This is a genomic window from Microcoleus sp. FACHB-1515 (assembly GCF_014696105.1).
Lineage (GTDB): Bacteria > Cyanobacteriota > Cyanobacteriia > Elainellales > Elainellaceae > JAAUTJ01.
This window is the reverse complement of record NZ_JACJPO010000038.1, coordinates 229,542-246,741: the sequence shown is the minus strand read 5'-3', so window position 1 is coordinate 246,741 and position 17,200 is coordinate 229,542. Positions and strand designations below refer to the sequence as shown.

The 17,200-nt window shown below is 53.9% G+C and carries 17 protein-coding genes; 10 read left to right on the top strand and 7 right to left on the bottom strand.

Annotated features, from left to right (window positions below; all coding sequences use genetic code 11):
* Nucleotides 1-125 precede the first annotated feature (125 nt).
* From H6F67_RS13700 to H6F67_RS13690, 3 genes are all read left to right on the top strand, one after another.
* Nucleotides 126-1,583: a uracil-xanthine permease family protein gene (locus H6F67_RS13700; protein WP_190767155.1), complete on the top strand. Its 1,458-nt coding sequence runs from the start codon at nt 126-128 to the stop codon at nt 1,581-1,583.
* A gap of 123 nt (nt 1,584-1,706) precedes the next feature.
* Nucleotides 1,707-2,351: an RNA polymerase sigma factor gene (locus H6F67_RS13695; RefSeq protein WP_190767154.1), complete on the top strand. Its 645-nt coding sequence runs from the start codon at nt 1,707-1,709 to the stop codon at nt 2,349-2,351.
* A complete protein-coding gene (locus H6F67_RS13690; RefSeq protein WP_190767153.1) occupies nt 2,348-3,385 on the top strand; it encodes a tetratricopeptide repeat protein in 1,038 nt (345 codons plus the stop codon). Before H6F67_RS13695 ends, H6F67_RS13690 begins: the two co-directional genes overlap by 4 nt.
* On the opposite strand, the gene H6F67_RS13685 is transcribed toward H6F67_RS13690, so the two are convergent.
* Complete coding sequence (locus H6F67_RS13685; protein WP_190767152.1) at nt 3,382-3,801, bottom strand: hypothetical protein; 420 nt, start codon at nt 3,799-3,801, stop codon at nt 3,382-3,384. The genes H6F67_RS13690 and H6F67_RS13685 overlap by 4 nt on opposite strands.
* A gap of 178 nt (nt 3,802-3,979) precedes the next feature.
* Between H6F67_RS13685 and H6F67_RS13680 the strand changes: the two genes are divergently transcribed.
* Together H6F67_RS13680 and nadA are read left to right on the top strand one after the other, a co-directional pair.
* Entirely contained in the window at nt 3,980-4,735 is a 756-nt protein-coding gene (locus H6F67_RS13680; protein ID WP_190767151.1) for a hypothetical protein, read from the top strand.
* 425 nt (nt 4,736-5,160) lie between these two features.
* Nucleotides 5,161-6,123, top strand: coding sequence for a quinolinate synthase NadA (nadA, locus tag H6F67_RS13675; RefSeq protein WP_190767150.1), 963 nt, complete (start codon nt 5,161-5,163; stop codon nt 6,121-6,123).
* 86 nt (nt 6,124-6,209) lie between these two features.
* Here the strand turns inward: nadA and H6F67_RS13670 are convergent, their stop codons facing one another.
* A complete protein-coding gene (locus H6F67_RS13670) occupies nt 6,210-7,136 on the bottom strand; it encodes a hypothetical protein (protein ID WP_190767149.1) in 927 nt (308 codons plus the stop codon).
* Nucleotides 7,137-7,394: 258 nt separating this feature from the next.
* Here H6F67_RS13670 and H6F67_RS13665 point away from each other — a divergent pair, with 258 nt between their 5' ends.
* Nucleotides 7,395-8,072, top strand: a complete 678-nt coding sequence (locus H6F67_RS13665) for a TVP38/TMEM64 family protein (RefSeq protein WP_190767148.1) — start codon at nt 7,395-7,397, stop codon at nt 8,070-8,072.
* Nucleotides 8,073-8,095: 23 nt separating this feature from the next.
* Here the strand turns inward: H6F67_RS13665 and patD are convergent, their stop codons facing one another.
* Nucleotides 8,096-8,455, bottom strand: coding sequence for a heterocyst frequency control protein PatD (gene patD / locus H6F67_RS13660; RefSeq protein WP_190767147.1), 360 nt, complete (start codon nt 8,453-8,455; stop codon nt 8,096-8,098).
* Between the two features lie 309 nt (nt 8,456-8,764).
* Here patD and H6F67_RS13655 point away from each other — a divergent pair, with 309 nt between their 5' ends.
* Genes H6F67_RS13655 through H6F67_RS13645 form a run of 3 tightly spaced genes read left to right on the top strand, consistent with a single transcriptional unit; the run spans nt 8,765 to nt 12,906 of the window.
* Nucleotides 8,765-11,038: a bifunctional (p)ppGpp synthetase/guanosine-3',5'-bis(diphosphate) 3'-pyrophosphohydrolase gene (locus H6F67_RS13655; protein ID WP_190767235.1), complete on the top strand. Its 2,274-nt coding sequence runs from the start codon at nt 8,765-8,767 to the stop codon at nt 11,036-11,038.
* A gap of 2 nt (nt 11,039-11,040) precedes the next feature.
* Nucleotides 11,041-12,024 (top strand): NADPH:quinone reductase, encoded by a 984-nt coding sequence (locus H6F67_RS13650; protein ID WP_190767146.1) that lies wholly within the window; start codon nt 11,041-11,043, stop codon nt 12,022-12,024.
* Nucleotides 12,025-12,075: 51 nt separating this feature from the next.
* Nucleotides 12,076-12,906 carry a TlyA family RNA methyltransferase gene (locus H6F67_RS13645; RefSeq protein ID WP_199304399.1) on the top strand — a complete coding sequence of 277 codons (831 nt, stop codon included), beginning with the start codon at nt 12,076-12,078 and terminating at the stop codon, nt 12,904-12,906.
* Here H6F67_RS13645 and H6F67_RS13640 read toward each other — a convergent pair.
* A complete protein-coding gene (locus H6F67_RS13640) occupies nt 12,878-13,801 on the bottom strand; it encodes a DUF4432 family protein (protein ID WP_190767145.1) in 924 nt (307 codons plus the stop codon). The two genes, H6F67_RS13645 and H6F67_RS13640, sit on opposite strands and share 29 nt — an antisense overlap.
* A 181-nt stretch (nt 13,802-13,982) precedes the next feature.
* Here H6F67_RS13640 and H6F67_RS13635 point away from each other — a divergent pair, with 181 nt between their 5' ends.
* Entirely contained in the window at nt 13,983-14,432 is a 450-nt protein-coding gene (locus H6F67_RS13635; protein ID WP_190767144.1) for a hypothetical protein, read from the top strand.
* A 150-nt stretch (nt 14,433-14,582) separates the two neighbouring features.
* On the opposite strand, the gene H6F67_RS13630 is transcribed toward H6F67_RS13635, so the two are convergent.
* Genes H6F67_RS13630 through H6F67_RS13620 form a run of 3 tightly spaced genes read right to left on the bottom strand, consistent with a single transcriptional unit; the run spans nt 14,583 to nt 17,199 of the window.
* Nucleotides 14,583-15,212, bottom strand: coding sequence for a 2OG-Fe(II) oxygenase (locus tag H6F67_RS13630; protein ID WP_190767143.1), 630 nt, complete (start codon nt 15,210-15,212; stop codon nt 14,583-14,585).
* Nucleotides 15,213-15,248: 36 nt separating this feature from the next.
* Nucleotides 15,249-15,962 carry an ABC transporter ATP-binding protein gene (locus tag H6F67_RS13625; protein WP_190767142.1) on the bottom strand — a complete coding sequence of 238 codons (714 nt, stop codon included), beginning with the start codon at nt 15,960-15,962 and terminating at the stop codon, nt 15,249-15,251.
* Nucleotides 15,963-15,981: 19 nt separating this feature from the next.
* Nucleotides 15,982-17,199, bottom strand: a complete 1,218-nt coding sequence (locus H6F67_RS13620; protein ID WP_190767141.1) for an ABC transporter permease — start codon at nt 17,197-17,199, stop codon at nt 15,982-15,984.
* Nucleotide 17,200 lies beyond the last annotated feature (1 nt).

The window sequence follows — 17,200 nt, the reverse complement described above, 5'->3', positions numbered from 1 at the left end:
ACCGAGTTTGTTGTGTAGCTTGAGTTACTTTTCGAGTCTTTGCTCACCTTTACAATGCAAAGATTCATTTTTGACAAGCTTTTGCAACTCATTATTCGCAGCTATCGAGGAGGCGATCGCCCAATATGACGCAGCGTAACAAAATTGACGTATCACAAGCGCATGATCTACCCGAAGCGCAAGGATTTCCAGAGCTAAAAACAGGCTCAGAACTTATCTATGGACTGTACGATAAGCCACCCGTCGCAGAATCAATTTTTGTGGCGATTCAGCATGTGCTCGCTGCATTTGTTGGCATCGTCACACCGCCGCTAATTATCAGCACCAGTCTGGGACTCGATCCAACCAACACCAGCTTCATTATCAGTATGTCGCTGCTTGCTTCGGGCATTTGCACCTTCATTCAGTGCAAAACCTTTGGTCCTGTTGGATCAGGCTTGTTGAGCTTGCAGGGCACAAGTTTTGCGTTTTTGGGCGCAATTTTGGGCGTGGGCGGCACGGCAATTCAAGGCGGCAGAACGCCAGAGCAGGCGTTGGCGCTGATTTTTGGCGTTTGCTTTTTCGGCGCATTTGCGAATGTCATTCTCAGCCGCTTTTTGCATTTGCTCAGCAAAATTGTGACGCCGATCGTATCCGGAACGCTCGTGATGCTGATCGGATTAAGCTTGCTGAAAACGGGCATTACCAGCATGGCAGGCGGCACAGCAGCGTTGCAGAACAACACGTTCGCGAGTGCCCAAAACATTGCGCTCGGCGGCGGCGTTTTTCTGATTGTGATTGTGCTAACGCTGGCAAAAAATCAGTACATTCGTATGGGAGCGATCGCGATCGGTTTGTTGGTGGGCTACATTGCTTCTGCGTTTATGGGCTTAGTGGATTTTAGTATTTTTAGCCGACTTCCAATTATCAGCCTGCCCGTTCCGTTTCGCTACGGCATGAGTTTTGATTTTGCCGCCCTGATTCCCTTTTTGATTCTCTATCCGCTGACGGCGATCGAATCGGTTGGCGATATGACTGCCACTTCAGTAGTGTCCAAAGAGCCGATTACAGGCCCAGTTTACTTTCGCAGAATCAAAGCGGGCGTATTAGCCGATGGTCTCAATTCTTCGCTGGCTGCGTTGCTGAATACCTTTCCAATTACCACATTTAGCCAAAACACCGGAGTCATTCAAATGACAGGTGTAGGCAGTCGCTATGTTGGATTTTTTGTAGCTGGAATTCTGGCACTGTTGGGACTGTTGCCGATCGTTGGCGGTGCATTTCAATCGATTCCGCAGCCTGTTCTAGGCGGCGCGACAACGGTGATGTTTGGCTCGATCGCGGTTGCCGGAATTAAAATCCTAGCAACCGAAAATCTCGATCGCCGCGCCACGATTATTATTGCAGTTTCGCTGGGTTTGGGTCTGGGCGTCGTCTTTGTCCCCGAACTATTTAACAATCAGCCTGCGCTGATCAAAAACATGTTTGCCTCGGCGACCTCGACAGGCGGCCTAACGGCGATTTTGCTCAGTTGGCTGCTGCCGCAAAATCCGACTGCTGAAGAATCGATCGTGGCAGAAGATGGCGAAATTGTAGACGTTTAACCTTCTGCTGAACCTAGGGGCGGTTCGCGAATTGCCCCTCCAAAAATTTTTCTTTAAGATCTGTGCAGTCCGCGCGACAGTCTGTATATTGAGAGCTATTCTTTTCGCGTGGAATCGTCGCCTGTGCAAATTCCAACTTTCCCAGAGTGCAGCCATCCGCTGATTTCCTCGCTGGCGCACTATAGCGATCAAGAGCTTTTGACGCAGTTTCAGCGGCATCCGGAAACCGGACAGTATTTTACGGCGATCTTTTGCCGCTACAGTTCGATCGTCTACACGCTGATTCGCCACTCCGCCAAATCGCCCGTTCAAGCGGACTATTTGTTCGCAATTACTTGGCGGCACATTCATCACGAACTGGGCGGACTCGATTTGCGGCAGGCGTCCAAGCAAACCGAAATGACGCTGCAAAGCTGGATTATCAACCTTACCGCTGTCTGCATCAATCGCGCTGAGCTGCCGCCTGTCGAGGAAATCCACTATTCGCTGCAAGCCGCTCCGCCGCCCCTGTGGTGCTACGTTGAGCAGGCGCTTGACCAACTGCCGCCGACCCAGCGCTTAATTGTCGTGATGGCGCAGACTTTCCGCTGGAGTGAAACCCGCATTGCCGCTTACTTGCAGGCAGAAGGCGAAGTGATTTCGCCTAAGCAGGTGCGCGAGCAGTTGCGATCGAGCTACGAGCAGCTTGAGGCCGCTCTTCCCGAAGACATTCGCGCCATCTACCTCGAAAACCGCAGCCTCAGCGATCAATCTGTTTCCGTCTCATGAATTACCGTTTGCTGATCGCCCTGAGTTCGATCGCAATTGCCGTTCCCGCTCAGGCGCAAAGCCTCACCGAGCAGTTTGCACCACCGAGGGAAACGCTGACCGAGCAGTTGAATCGGCAGCCTCAGACCGATGAAATCTCGGTTGTGCTGCGATCGATCGCGGATCAAAATTTCCAGTACGGTCGCGAAGAAGCCGCAGTGGGACGGTTTGACGAAGCGATCGCCGCTTGGCAGCAGGCCGCGCTGGACTATGAGCAGCTTCAAGATGCTTCCGCGCTGGGCAGCGTTTACGAAAATTTGGCGACGCTCTACACGCAGCTTGGGCGATCGCTCGAAGCGGAAGATGTGCTGCGTCGGCGATTGGCGATTGCTCGCGACACCGAAGATGAACTCGGCCAAATCTTTGCGCTCAATCGGCTTGCTGCGATTCTGCTGGTGCGGGGAAATCCCGGTGCGGCGCAAATTCTTTCCCTGGAGGCAAACCGAATCGCGCAGCAGATTGGCGATCCGGCGGGTCAAGGTTTTGCGCTCAGCAACTTGGGCGCGATTTCGCTGCAACTGGGTCAAACCGAAGAAGCGATTAAACAGCTTGAAGTGGCGATCGACTTTCTCCGCCGCACCCGTGAAGCTGCCGTTGCCATCCGCGCTCGCAACGTTCTGGGCGATGCGTATCGCACGGCCAATCAGCCGCAGGACGCTCTGCGAAACTATTTAATTGCGCTGGATTTGTCAGAATCGATCGACGATCGCGCCAGCCAGTTTCGAGCGATCGATGGCCTGATTGCCGTCTACAGCACACTCGGACAACCGCAAACCGCGCTCGATCTTTTGCGCGATCGCCTCAACTTGGCACAGGCCAATTCGCAGCAGCAGCTTAACACCGCTCGCTTGCTGGCCGAATTTTTTGTCCAGCAGGGCGATCGCGCTCAGGCCACGCTATATTTTCAGGCGGCCATTGCGATCGCCCGCTACCTTGAAGACCGTCAGCAGGAAGGCTTGCTGGTTAGTCGGCAGGCCAGTTTAGGCTTGCGCTAGTTAAGAAACACGCCACCCTGTTCGTCGATCGTCAGCGCTGTGCGATCGCGACCAAAATCCGTTGTGGCGCTGAGGCGGAGTTCTAATCCCGTCGTCAGCGATCGCAGACTGGCCTGAAGCAAGCCGCCGTCTTGTCGGCGAAAGGTAAGCGTGGTCGGCGTGGCGAGGCTTTGCAGCGTAATTGCCTGATTGCCGCCCAGCGTTCGATACTGCGTGTCACCAATCACTTCGTAGTCGATCGCCGCTCCGGTTTCATTGATCATCCGAATCGAAATGCGAGCGTTCACCGGGGTCACGTTCAGCAGTGGTGGCGGCGCGGGTGCTGAAGGCACGATTTGAGGAAGCGTTTGGCTTTGGGCGATCGCAGGCAGCGGAATCAGCAGCAAGCCGCTCAGCAAACAGACGAAAGTTTTCATACAGCAAAAGAAATCGTTATTGGCAATTTACGCTGGTTGTGCGGTTTGAACCGTGCATTTCACAAAAATTTTAGGGACATCTACTGAACTAGCAGGGCGATCGCTTCGGCTAGATTACGTCTAAGGGCTGCTGTTCTACCGAACTGAGAAAAAGAATTGCACCCAGGAGATTTTTTCAATGTTGAATCGCTTAAAGATCGCTGGAATCGCGGTTGCGATCGCGTGCGCCAGCTTGATGCCCACATCCGCAACCGCTCAAACAGCCGTTCAAACTTCAGTCCGCGAGGCCGTCACCTTCTCCTGTCGCGATTCCGAAGCCGCAATTCGCCGTAAGGGTGGCGCAGTGGTCGCAGTCGGACAAACCCGCTTCTACATTGGCTACCAGCAGGTCAACGCCAACAACCAAAACCCCATCCTGATACGCTTTGACAACGGACGGCGCACCTGGTGTCAAACCACTTATGAAACCAGCAATGATGACAGTCGCGGCTACGGCCTGGTGTGGAACGGACAGGGTGTGCTGTATGCCGTCTTTTCTTCAACAGGCACACAAGGTACACCTAGCCAGGATTTTCGCCGTTTTGCCACACGTGGATGGCTGACGAGCTACGGCAACGGCGGCGGCGCAAAAGCTGCCGTCCTTGCTCGCATCAATCCTGCAACGGGCAACGTCACAGCCGCCACGTTTCTCTCCAGCGTCCTGACTTCAGGCCGTACAAATTCGATTCAAGTGACAGCGCTGAACTTGCGGGGCGATCGCGAAGCGCTCCCGGAACGGTATCGCCTCGTGGTCGAAGCCGACTCTTGGTTTGCACCACGCCGGATCGATCGCCAGCCAATGCAGTGTACAGGCTCATCTCCATTCCGCTATCGCCTCGAATTTAGCGGAAATTTGCAGTCGGTGATTCGGGCAAGTGCCGATCGCTGTTCTTAGCTCCAAGATCGGCCACCGCCACCAAAGCTGCCGCCCGTGACGCTGTGAGAATCGGAGATTGCAGGAATGACTTTTGTAAATTCCTGGTGATGGCCGTAATTTTGGCAATTTTTAATGCGAACTTCCAAATCAGTTTGGCTTTCCAGAAGGGGAAAAAGGTTGATTTCCGTTGTTTGCTCAACCGCTTCAATAAGTTCGATCGACTTGGAAGGGCGATCGCAACTCCGCTAGTCATCTGAACAGAATTTTGAGGGTGATGCGGAGGTGAATTCTCCTACTTCCGACAAACCTGCGCCTGATGCCCTCTGATTGTGGAACATCCAATCGGGCAGAGTGTTCCTGCTCGATCGCTCGTTTCATTTTTGGTGAAAAGAACTATAATTTGAACTTGGAATCCTAGTTCTTTTCACTCAAACTTAACCGTCGTGCTGATTACCGCTCCGGCTCGTGCCCCGATCGATCGCCTGCCCACCGATTTATTTGCTGCCATTGCCGACCTCAAGCGCGAACTGAATGCGGTCGTCCTGGCGCACTACTATCAAGACCCGGATATTCAAGATATTGCCGACTATCTGGGCGATTCGCTTGGTTTGTCTCAGCAGGCCGCGAGTACGGATGCTGATGTGATTGTGTTTGCCGGAGTGCATTTCATGGCAGAAACGGCAAAAATTCTCAACCCCGACAAGCTCGTGCTGCTGCCCGATCGCAACGCTGGATGCTCGCTGGCCGACAGTTGCCCGCCAGTGGAATTCGCTCAATTCAAAGCCGCGCATCCCGATCATTTGGTGATTTCTTACATAAATTGCACAGCAGAAATCAAAGCGATGAGCGACATCATCTGCACCAGTTCTAACGCCGTGTCGATCGTCAATCAGATTCCTGCCGACCAGCCGATTATCTTTGCGCCCGATCGCAACCTTGGGCGCTATGTCATGCAGCAAACCGGACGCGACATGGTGCTGTGGCAGGGAAGCTGCATCGTCCACGAAACCTTTTCCGAAAAAAGCCTGATCCAACTGCGAACTGAGCATCCCGACGCTGCTGTGATCGCCCATCCCGAATGCGAAGCCGCACTGCTGCGTCATGCGGACTACATCGGTTCCACAACCGCGCTGCTGAAATACGCGCAGACTTGCGATCGCGGCACATTCATCGTTGCCACCGAACCGGGCATTATTCACCAAATGCAGAAAGCCGCACCGCACAAACGTTTCATTCCCGCGCCTGCGCTCAACAACTGCGCCTGCAACGAATGTCCGCACATGCGCCTAAACACGATCGAAAAGCTGTATCTGGCAATGCGCGATCGATCGCCGGAAATCACGCTGCCCGAATCCATTCAGCAAGCCGCACTCAAGCCGATTCAGCGCATGTTGGCGATGAGTTGATGCAGAGCGCCAGGTCGCCAATGTCCAGAAATCCGCGTGATGGGTTGACACCACGCGGATTTTTATGAGCGATCGCAATTCAAACCTTAGGCAGCTTCTGCACTCGGCAGCGCTCTTTGAGCATTCCCAAGTCGATTGCCATAAAGATCAGCAAATCGCTTGAACAGCCACATGCTTTCGTGGTTGGACACTTTGCCCTGCTTGACGACGCGCTCCAAATTGCGCTCGGCCAGCTTTTGCATGTATGGCAGATCTTCAAACAGCGTTAAGCAGGCGGCAAAGTGCAAAATCGGCTGAATCAGCAGCTTCGGCCAGCCCAAATTACTGTAAATGTCGATGAAGAATTTGTGTTCGTTGTTGTTGAGCGGAATCGCATTAAAGATGACGACAATACGCTTGTCGTTGTAGACCGGAATGTTGAGTTCGACCGTATAGGGCGTAAGCAGCGTTAGCTCGACCTCAACGATCGGTTGTCGCCAGATTCGCAAAACGTTGTATGGCGACTCCAGAACCGTCTGAAATCGCACCTTGCCGCCCAGTGCGGTCGGCTCAGAATTCACAATCTTGACAACTTTCAAATTGTTGAGGCTGAAGCCATGCACGGTTTCGAGGTGTTTCAGGTTCAGCAAGTGATAGATCTGGCAGATGTAAGGAATCGGCAGAATGTATTCCTGCGTAATCAGGTGATGTTCTTGCAACTCGGTCATCCGCTGCTGTGCCCGCCGCAAATAAACATCGTGCTGAGGCAGAAGCGCGTCAGATTCACAAGCGGCCAGCAGCTCACTACTGCCACTGCTGAAGCTCGCTTCGGGCTTGAGATACAGCCAGCTAATGAAGAAGAACGAGGCCATCAGCAATTGAGCAAGCTCGATCGCCGTCAGATAGCCATCGGCAAAAGCGGCAACGGTGCGATCGCCCAGCCCAAACAGCCAAGAAGGAATGCCGATCGTCCAAATGTTGTTGCGGATTTTGGTGATAGAAAGGGGGATTTCTGCGAGCTGGTTTTGCATCATGTCACGATCGCCATTTCAGTAACGGACTGCCGGACTCCTCACGCCGCACTTGGGGAAGGCCCGAATGCAAACTTTTGTTGCATGTCTATTCACAGTAGCAACAGGATATGCTGTTCGCCCTCTACCGAAAGTAAAGCCGAATACCAATGAAGGGATTACCTGTCAAGTTGTCGATCGCAACTTGAAACCATTTTTAACCAAAGAAAGAGCAGACGGCGGACAAGATAGAGTGAAGACGGCGATCGAGCAATTCTACTTATGCGACCGAAACTTCTGCGCCTCCTGACGCATCTCAACAGCCTTGCCCTGCTGGTTCTGGCCTTGTGTTTGCTGACAAGCTGGCGACTGGTGCAGAACCGCAATCCGATCGACTGGATTCGATCGATCGCCGCGCTGGGTTTTGCTGGCAAGCTGGCCTATGTCGGAATTTTGATGCTGGCGATCGTCTTTAGCCCGATTCCCGGAACGCCAATCGTTGTGGCGGCGGGCGCAGTTTGGCAACCGTTGACAGCGGCAATTTACGGCACGATCGGCATTTTTGTCGGCTGCTTGATGGCTTACTTTTTGGGGCGGACATTGGGACGATCGGTGATTCGATCGCTAACGGGAAAAATGCTGCACCTCTCGACGCATCGCGGCGAACTTTACCTCGGCTGGGTGGTTTTCATCACGCATCTCTTGCCGATCGCGCCCTTTGACCTGATCAGCTATGCGGCAGGAATGGCCGGATTGTCATTTGGAATCTATGCGATCGCAACGCTGCTCGGCACAATTCCCTGTGTCTTTTTTCTTGCTTACATGGGCGCAAGTTTCACCGTCAATTTGACTGTGGGACTGGCGATCGCTGCCGTCTTCCTCATCTTGCTGGTCGTTTTGCCGTTCGGCGTGCAGCGCTACAACTGGTTTGGGATCAAGGACAGCATTCGGATTGAGTAAGTTGACAGAACCAGAAACAACAGTCAAGTCGGCTCAGCGGAAATTGCGGACAGCACCGTTTCACAAAAACCTTTCAGCATTTCCACGCGATCGAGCAGTTGCGATCGGCGATTGTCAGCAGTTGTTGACAATCTGGCGGCCTGCAAATACATCACGTCCATGCCGAGCAGTCGTAACTGTTTGCTGATCTCGGTTTGGCAGGCGGGGATCGGATGCGGCAGATCGATCGCGTCAAACTGCTGTACGATTTGCTGAAAGTCTTGCTGAATACGGGCGAAGCTGGTTCGCATCCACTGGGGATCGTCCTGCACCGCAATCGCCTGAAACTGCTCTAGCTGCTGGTGCAACGCGGCGTAGGACTGCCGAAAAGCGTCTATCGACATGGGTAGAGTCACTCGATCGAAAGGTTGTCAATCTCTAACTTGCTGAAGAATTAACCTGAGAAACATTGTCTATACTGAAATCAATCAGAAATTTCTCAATTTTCAATTGTCCGATAATCAGCGCTTTCGGCGTCGATTCTCAATCGATTTCAGGGTTTGAGCACAAGCGATCGCGCGACGTGCTGTTTTTTGCATCTCTGTCTTTCGACAGACGCAGATTTTATCAAAGCCGTATCCTGAATCACTTTAAATACCGTAAAATCAGCAACACATCTACTTGAAGCCCTCTTGAACAAAGGCAAGACCAGCATGAACGTAACGGCTTCCACGCTTCCGACTGATGTAATGCTTCCTGAATGGCTTCAGGACTGCTTGATCTCGCAGCGTTCCCCGATCGCCTGCGAAATCGATTCCAGCGAAGTCGATTCCACCCTGGTCTGTCAAGCCTTTGAGTTTGCCTACTGCCTCCACAAAGGTCAAACTCGCGCATCGGGCGAACCCTACATTGCTCATCCTGTCGCAGTCGCCGGACTGCTGCGCGATTTAGGCGGCAGCGGCGCAATGATCGCGGCAGGCTTTTTGCATGACGTGGTGGAAGATACCGACGTGACAGCCGACGAGATTGAAGAACGCTTCGGGATCGAAGTTCGTCGTCTGGTCGAAGGCGTTACCAAGCTTTCAAAGTTCAATTTTTCGAGCAAAACCGAACGACAGGCCGAAAACTTTCGCCGCATGTTTTTGGCGATGGCGACGGATATTCGCGTCATCGTCGTCAAGCTGGCCGATCGCCTCCACAATATGCGAACCCTAGAGCATCTGCCGCCCGACAAGCAAAAGCGCATCGCTCAGGAGACAAAAGAAATCTTTGCACCGCTGGCAAACCGCTTGGGGATCGGGCGATTCAAATGGGAACTGGAAGATCTGGCGTTTAAGTATCTCGAACCCGAAGCATATCGGCAGATGCAGCGGCTAGTGAGTGATAAACGGGGCGATCGCGAATCCCGCCTGAGCAATGTCACCGCCACCTTACGCTATCGCCTCGAACAGTTGGGGATCGAATGTTTGGACATCAGCGGACGCCCCAAGCATCTTTACGGCATCTACGAAAAGATGCAGCGGCAGCAAAAAGAGTTTCACGAAATTTTTGACATCGCCGCCATTCGCGTCATCGTCAACAGCAATGACGAATGCTATCGCGCTCTCGCCGTCGTCCATGATGCCTATCGCCCGATCCCCGGTCGCTTCAAAGACTACATTGGCCTGCCGAAGCCGAATCGCTATCAGTCGCTTCACACGGTTGTGATCGGCACGAGCGGACGCCCGATCGAAGTCCAAATCCGCACGCTTGAGATGCACCACGTCGCCGAATACGGAATCGCGGCACACTGGAAGTATAAAGAATCCGGCGGCAGCACCAGCCGCATGACCGCCACCGACGACAAGTTTACCTGGCTACGGCAGCTCCTGGACTGGCAAAGCGAATTCAAAGACGCGCAGGAATATCTCGAAAACGTCAAAGACAACTTGTTCGATGACGATGTGTATGTGTTTACGCCGCAGGGCGATGTCGTCTCGCTCAGTCGCGGCGCTACAACGATCGATTTTGCCTACCGCATTCACACCGAAGTCGGCAATCACTGCGCTGGCGCAAAAGTGAACGGGCGGATGGTGACGCTGGACACAACGCTGCACAATGGCGATATTGTCGAAATCATCACGCAGAAAAATTCGCATCCCAGCCTTGACTGGCTCAACTTTGCCGTCACAACCGGAGCAAAAAATCGGATTCGCCAGTGGTACAAGCGATCGCGCCGTGACGAGAATGTGCTGCGCGGACGGGAACTGCTTGAAAAAGAACTCGGCAAAAAAGGCTTTGAAGCGCTGTTGAAATCTGACCCGATGCAAACGGTCGCGCTGCGATGTAACTACCACAGCGTTGAGGATCTGCTTGCTGCTTTGGGCTACGGCGAAATGACGCTGAATCTGGTGATCAACCGTTTGCGCGAAACGATCAAAGCCAAGCAGACGATCGCCCCTGCCCCCGACAAAGATAAAGACAAGGACATCGCAACGCTGCTGCCGCCGCCGTCTGCGCCGCGATCGACTCCGCGCATCAGCGATTCTCCAATTTTGGGCGTCGAGGGCTTGCTGTATCATCTGGCGGGCTGCTGCAATCCGGTTCCCGGTGAAGCAATCATCGGTGTTGTCACGCTCAGCAGTCGCGGCATCTCGATTCATCGTCAAGGCTGTAGCAATACCGACAGCATTCCGGGCGATCGCTTGATCCCCGTGAGTTGGAATCCCAACGAATCCTGCCAGGGACGCAGCCAAACTTATCCGGTGCAGATTCATATTGAAGTTCTCGATCGCGTCGGCGTTCTCAAAGATATCTTGATGCGCTTAAGCGACTACAACATCAACGTCCGCAGCGCTCAGGTAAAAACGGTTCCCGGCCAAACCGCGATGATTCACTTGGGGATCGACGTACAGGATCATCAGCAGCTCGATCGCACCTTCAGCCAAATTCGCAAAATGAGCGACGTGATCAGCCTGCATCGCGTCAGTCAGGCTGAGGATTCCTAGCGATGCAAGCCGCTTGGTACACGCAGCTTGGTTCCGCTTCAGATGTTCTCACCGTTGGTGAAACAAATTTGCCTTTGGTGAATGCGGGCGAGGTGCGAGTGCGAATTCGCGCATCGGGGATTAATCCCTCGGATGTCAAGCAAAGAAGCGGTTGGGGCGGCTTGACGATGCGCTTCGATCGCGTCATTCCCCACAACGACGGCGCGGGGATTATCGAAGCGGTCGGCGAAGGTGTGTCGATCGATCGTCTGCATCAGCGCGTCTGGATCTACGAGGCGACTTTACGCAGCGGTCAAGGCACAGCCGCCGAATTTGTCACCGTTCCCGCCCATCAAGCCGTTCCGCTGCCCGACAACACTGATTTTGCGGCTGGGGCTTGCCTTGGTGTTCCCGCAATGACCGCGCACTACAGCGTTTTTTGCGATGGGGTGGTGAGCGGACAAACGATTTTGGTGACGGGCGGCGCAGGCGCAGTTGGCAACTACGCGATTCAGCTTGCCAAATGGGGCGGCGCAACCGTGATTACAACCGTGAGTTCACCAGAAAAAGCCGAAGTCGCGAAAGCTGCGGGAGCCGATCGCATCTTCAACTACAAAACCGAAGATGTCGCCGCTGCTGTTAAAAACGAGTTTCCCAAAGGCGTCGATCGCGTCGTGGATGTGGATTTTGCTGCAAATCTCGCTGTGAATTTGCAAATTCTCAAGCGCAATGGAGCGATCGCCTCCTACGCCTCCGACTCAAATCCACAGCCGCAAATTTCCTTTTACGACTTGGCCTACAAAAATTTGCGCGTCCACACCGTCTTGGTCTACACGATGAACTCAGCCGCTCACGCCGCTGCTGCCCGCGATATTACTGCCGCACTGACCGAGGGAGCGCTGAAGCATTCGATCGCTCAGCGTTTTCCCCTAGCGGAAATTGCCCAAGCGCATGAACTGATGGAGAGCGGACGAGCGATCGGCAACATCCTCCTCGAAATTCCCTAACCGCTTTGCGCTCAAACACAACGCTGACAAGAATGCGTAAGATCAAGCTGCATGATTTTGTGGCCGCTTGTGGTTAAAGTCCGACTGGATACGCTTTTGGTCGATCGCCAGCTTTGCACGTCTCGCCAACAGGCGCAGCGCTTGATTCGGGCGGGCGAGGTGCGCGTCAATCAGCAACTTGTTGATAAACCCGGAACGGAAGTTGCGCCCGAAGCTGAAATCGAGCTGAAAACGCGATCGCCCTTCGTGTCCAGAGGTGGCGAAAAGTTAGCCAAAGCGCTAGCGGAATTTGACATTGCGGCAGTCGATCGCATCTGCCTCGATGCCGGAATTTCAACGGGCGGCTTCACCGATTGTTTGTTGCAGGCAGGCGCAGCGCGAGTTTACGGCGTGGATGTCGGCTATGGGCAAGTTGCGTGGGAAATTCGTCAAGATGCGCGGGTGATTTTGCGCGAACGAACAAATTTGCGGCACTTGCAGCCCGATCAGCTTTATCCAGTCGGGGAACCGATCGCCGACTTGGGCGTGGCCGATGTTTCCTTCATTTCGCTCACCAAAATTCTTCCGGCTTTGTGGAATTTGCTGCGATCGCCTCGTGAAGTCATTTTGCTGGTCAAACCGCAGTTTGAAGTCGGGCGCGATCGCGTCGGCAAAAAAGGCGTTGTCCGCGATCCCCGCGATCATGCGGATGCGATCGATTCGGTGTTGAAAGCGGCGATCGCTCAAGGCTGGCGCTACCGGGGATTAACTTGGTCGCCGCTGGTTGGGCCTGCGGGAAATATTGAGTATCTGCTGTGGCTGAGCGAAACGGGAACAGAACCGCCAAATTTGCAGGCGATCGAGCAAGTTGCACTCAGCGCCCAGCAGCATTTTCGCAGTTAAATTCGCTCAATTCAACCGTCAGCGCAAGGTGTCGAGTCGCGTTTGGAGCAAGCTGGGCGATCGTTCCATTCTGGCTGGCAATTTCCAGGTCATACGGCATTGTCGTACAAGGTTCCATCACCAAAACATAGTGGTCTTGCCAGCCGCCGTAGCTCTGAAATACCCAAACATAGGGAAAATCCGATCGCTCAAATCGCATTCGCAGCGTTGATCCCGTCCGGGCGCGACGAATGCCGCATTCGCCTTTTGCCAAGTCAAAACTGTAGTAAAACTCTTGCAGCCCAGACGATCGACTCGGCGCAAACCGCAAATCCACTTCCTGCCCGTCCGCGCCGATCGCCTTGGGAAATCGCGTTTTTCCTTCCTGCCCGATAATTTTGCTAAAGCCCAGTGCAACAGGTTCGATCGTGCAGTCTGGAAGCAAGATTTCGTCGCCTGCTTCGATCGCGATCGCACAGTGCTGTTTGAGTAGAAACGGAATCGTCTCGTCGCTGTGATTTTGCAGATCGTAGTCGATGCGAAACTGCGGTTCGGTTGGATGAAGGGCGATCGATTTTGTCACCGTCACCGGGACGGTTTGGCAGTCGCGCACCAGCGTAATTTGCGTTTCAGAAGCATCCGCCACCTCCCACGCTTGCGACCAGAGTTCGCCGTGATCGACCAGTTGGCGACCTTGAAATTCTCCCGCTGCATCGTTAGGAAAGATTTCGTCCCAGCCGCCCGTCCAGTTAGCGTCAAACGATGCCCCAACTGCAAGCGAGCGCGTCGCCTCCTCGTAATTTGCTGGATGCCACAGCCAGTCTTGTTGAGATTTCAGAGAGTGGAGGCGATCGATCCGGCCACCGAGATCGGGACGAACGGTCAATTCCAGGTGTGGATTTTTTAGCGTCATCATCAGCGTTATCAATTCAGCCTTGCGAACAAGCGATCGAGTCCGGAGTACGGAGGCGATCGCAAACAAAATTATCAATCACTTTATGGAACCAATATCAAGAAGCTGTAGTAATTGACACCTTCTTCACAAGCACAATGCTAGTAATGAAGCTTCACCTGTAGTCTATACGTTCTCAAGACAGATGAATATTTTCAAAACTTCCGCTACCGTTTTCGCTGCTTGCGCGTTTGGAGCAAGTGCCGTTGTTGCCATGCCGCAAGCGGCTCGCGCTGACTATCAAAGCTTCAACCTTGCACCTGGATTTATGCCTGATCCCGCTGTGGGAACGGGACTTTCGGGGGGTAGCCGCGCCACAAACGACTGCGGCTATGTGGATGCTGCCAATGCGCCTGATCATGTGGTGACGCTGACTCGCCCGTTTCAGTTTTTGCGTGCCAGCGTCGAAGCAGAAGGCGACGTGACGCTGCTGATTACCGGACCAGATGGTCGCTACTGCTCAGACGATGCGAACGGCTTGATGCCGGAAGTGTCTGGCTTTTGGCCTGCGGGAACCTATCAGATCTGGGTTGGCGATTTTGTCGGCGATCGATCGGGCACATACCGCTATGAACTTTACCTGAGCGAAGAATAATCCGGATTTGCCGTTCAACCTGAGTGAAGAATGATCCAGGTTTGCTGCTAAAATCTCAGCTTCACAGCAAAAAGACATTAAATGCAATTGGGCAAACTGTCCACTTCAGACGTGCTGCGGCGCGTCTTTTTCATGGCTTGAAGTTCATGGTTAGGAGCGCCGCCCGTTCACCAGCTTCTTGTTGTTCGATCGCTTCACGGCTCTCGATTCGATCGCAAAGCTGGGAATTTGCCGCAGTTCCTCCGCACTGAGGCTGTACTGCTCACACACCAAACTCAAGCGCGTTCCAATGCTGTTCACAGCATTCACCGAATGAGTTAAATCGCCCTGAAAGTGAATCAGCAAGTTCGTTTGCGGCTTGATCTGTGCGATCGCCTGCTTACGATTTTTCAACATTAGTTCGCCGCCTTGCAGTCCAGTGGGAACCTGAACGTACAAAACGCTGACGATCGCGGGCGGCTCAACCGTTTTGCAGTAGGAGCGCAAGGATCGATCGATGTGTGGATCAACTCGCGACCCTTGCCTCAGCAGCAGCGGATTCAGGTAAAAAGCGTTGCACTCTGGCTCTAGGGCGAGGTTGAGATAGTCCGCGAAAAAGGGAAATTGTTCGGTGACGGTGGCGAGGTGCGATCGCCTGAACACGATCGAGAAGCCTTGGGTTTCCACAAAATCGCGATTCAAATTGTTGACCGCCAAGTACGGACAGGCCAAAATTTCGCCCTGCAACCTGTGCAGATATTCGGGTGGAAGAACGTTGGCTCGCTGACGATAGTAGGGCACGGCGCGATCGAGGAATTCACTATAGCAATTTTGACCTTAAACTGCTGCAACCTGCGCCAGTTCCGTCGGCGCGAGATGCGAGTGAATCACTTGACCATCACGGAACCAGACGACGCGATGCGTCAGGCGAGCGACTTCCGGTTCGTGCGTCACCATCACGACCGTCATGCCGCTGGCGTTGAGTTCGGCAAAAATGTTCATCACTTCTTGCGTCGTGTGCGAATCGAGTGCGCCCGTTGGTTCATCCGCCAGCAGCAAAACCGGACGATTGACGATCGCTCGTGCAATCGCGACCCGCTGCTGCTGTCCGCCCGATAGCTGATTGGGTCGATTGTTCAGCCGATTTGCCAATCCCACACGGGTTAAGGCTTCGGCGGCTCGATCGCGCCGTTCCTGCGTGGGAACTCCGGCATACACCATCGGCAGCATCACGTTTTCGATCGCGCTAAGCTGCGGCAGCAAATGAAATTGCTGAAACACAAAGCCGATTTTGCGGTTGCGAATATGGGCAAGCTGGTCGTCTTCAAGCTGGGCAACATCTTCGCCGTCGAGGTAATACTGGCCGTCGGTGGGGCGATCGAGACAGCCAATCACGTTCATCGCGGTTGATTTTCCTGAACCGGATGGCCCCATGATCGCGCAGTATTCGCCGGATTCGACGATTAAATTTACGTCTAGCAGGGCGCGGACTTCGGTATTGCCTGCACCGTAGATTTTGGAAATATGTTCAAGCTGAATGATTTTTTGCATGGCTGTTTGCTTAGAAGGCTTAGGCACTGCGAAGGGCAACGATCGGGTCAAGTTTTGCGGCTTGGCGGGCGGGCACAACGCCAAAGAATAAGCCGATGCCGCCAGAAACGCCGACTGCCAAGGCAACGGCGATCGGGGAAACGCCTGCTTCAAGCGGGGTGAACATGCCAACCAAGGTGACGCCACCAACGCCGATCGCAGTTCCGACCAAGCCGCCCAAGGCGGAGAGAATCACGGCTTCAATCATGAACTGCACCAGAATGTCTTGCTGGGAGGCACCGATCGCCTTTCGCAGACCGATCTCCTGCGTCCGTTCGCGCACGGAAACCAGCATGATGTTCATGATGCCGATGCCGCCGACGAGCAGGGAAATGGCGGCGATCGCGGCCAGCATTAGCGTCAAGGCGTTGGTGACGTTGCCGACAATTTCGAGCGCGTCTTGTTGCGATCGCACGGTGAAGTCATCTTCATTCACGATTTGGTGACGCAGGCGCAGCAAATTTTCGATTTGAAACTGTGCGGCTTCCATTGATTGTTCGTCGCGGGCGGTGGCCGAAATGAAGGTGACGGCGGTTCCGTAGGGCGACGTGTTTCCGGTAATTCGGCTGGTCATCGTCGTGATCGGAATGAAGGCAACATCATCCTGGTTGTCTCCCAAAAATGCGCCTTTCGAGGCCATCACGCCGACGACTTCAAAGCTGATGTTTTTGATGCGGATTTGCTCTCCGATCGGATTGGTGCTGCCAAACAAGTTGCGGGCGAGGTCTGAACCGAGGGCGACGACGCGATTGCTGCGCTGGACATCGAGATCGCTCAGGAAACGACCGCGATCGACTTCAAAGCTGCGGACGATCGAGAAGTCGGGAACGGTTCCGGTAATGATCGAACTGGTGGTTCTGTTGCGGAAGCTAAGCTGCTGTTGCGATTGAAGCTGCGGGGCGACAGCGCTGACGGTGGGAACTTGGGCGGCGATCGCGTTCGCGTCTTCAAGGGTGAGCGATCGAATTTCGTCGTTCGATCGAACATCGTCTTCGTCGCTGCCGGGAATGACGAACAGGACGTTTGGTCCCAAAGATTCAAATTGTCCGGCTGCGTAGCGCTGTGCGCCTTGTCCAACTCCGACCATTGTGATCACGGAGGCGTTGCCGATGATGATGCCCAACATGGTGAGGCTGCTGCGGACGCGATTGGCGGTCAAGGTTTTGACAGCCATTTTCATGCTTTCGAGGATGTCCATA

What these genes read in the sequence shown, in the direction of transcription:
- H6F67_RS13700 (WP_190767155.1), top strand. Translation starts at nt 126, where the DNA reads ATGACGCAGCGTAACAAAATTGACGTATCACAAGCGCATGATCTACCC.
- H6F67_RS13690 (WP_190767153.1), top strand. Translation starts at nt 2,348, where the DNA reads ATGAATTACCGTTTGCTGATCGCCCTGAGTTCGATCGCAATTGCCGTT.
- H6F67_RS13685 (WP_190767152.1), bottom strand. Translation starts at nt 3,801, where the DNA reads ATGAAAACTTTCGTCTGTTTGCTGAGCGGCTTGCTGCTGATTCCGCTG.
- H6F67_RS13680 (WP_190767151.1), top strand. Translation starts at nt 3,980, where the DNA reads ATGTTGAATCGCTTAAAGATCGCTGGAATCGCGGTTGCGATCGCGTGC.
- H6F67_RS13670 (WP_190767149.1), bottom strand. Translation starts at nt 7,136, where the DNA reads ATGATGCAAAACCAGCTCGCAGAAATCCCCCTTTCTATCACCAAAATC.
- H6F67_RS13665 (WP_190767148.1), top strand. Translation starts at nt 7,395, where the DNA reads ATGCGACCGAAACTTCTGCGCCTCCTGACGCATCTCAACAGCCTTGCC.
- patD (WP_190767147.1), bottom strand. Translation starts at nt 8,455, where the DNA reads ATGTCGATAGACGCTTTTCGGCAGTCCTACGCCGCGTTGCACCAGCAG.
- H6F67_RS13655 (WP_190767235.1), top strand. Translation starts at nt 8,765, where the DNA reads ATGAACGTAACGGCTTCCACGCTTCCGACTGATGTAATGCTTCCTGAA.
- H6F67_RS13650 (WP_190767146.1), top strand. Translation starts at nt 11,041, where the DNA reads ATGCAAGCCGCTTGGTACACGCAGCTTGGTTCCGCTTCAGATGTTCTC.
- H6F67_RS13645 (WP_199304399.1), top strand. Translation starts at nt 12,076, where the DNA reads ATGATTTTGTGGCCGCTTGTGGTTAAAGTCCGACTGGATACGCTTTTG.
- H6F67_RS13640 (WP_190767145.1), bottom strand. Translation starts at nt 13,801, where the DNA reads ATGATGACGCTAAAAAATCCACACCTGGAATTGACCGTTCGTCCCGAT.
- H6F67_RS13635 (WP_190767144.1), top strand. Translation starts at nt 13,983, where the DNA reads ATGAATATTTTCAAAACTTCCGCTACCGTTTTCGCTGCTTGCGCGTTT.
- H6F67_RS13625 (WP_190767142.1), bottom strand. Translation starts at nt 15,962, where the DNA reads ATGCAAAAAATCATTCAGCTTGAACATATTTCCAAAATCTACGGTGCA.
- H6F67_RS13620 (WP_190767141.1), bottom strand. Translation starts at nt 17,199, where the DNA reads ATGGACATCCTCGAAAGCATGAAAATGGCTGTCAAAACCTTGACCGCC.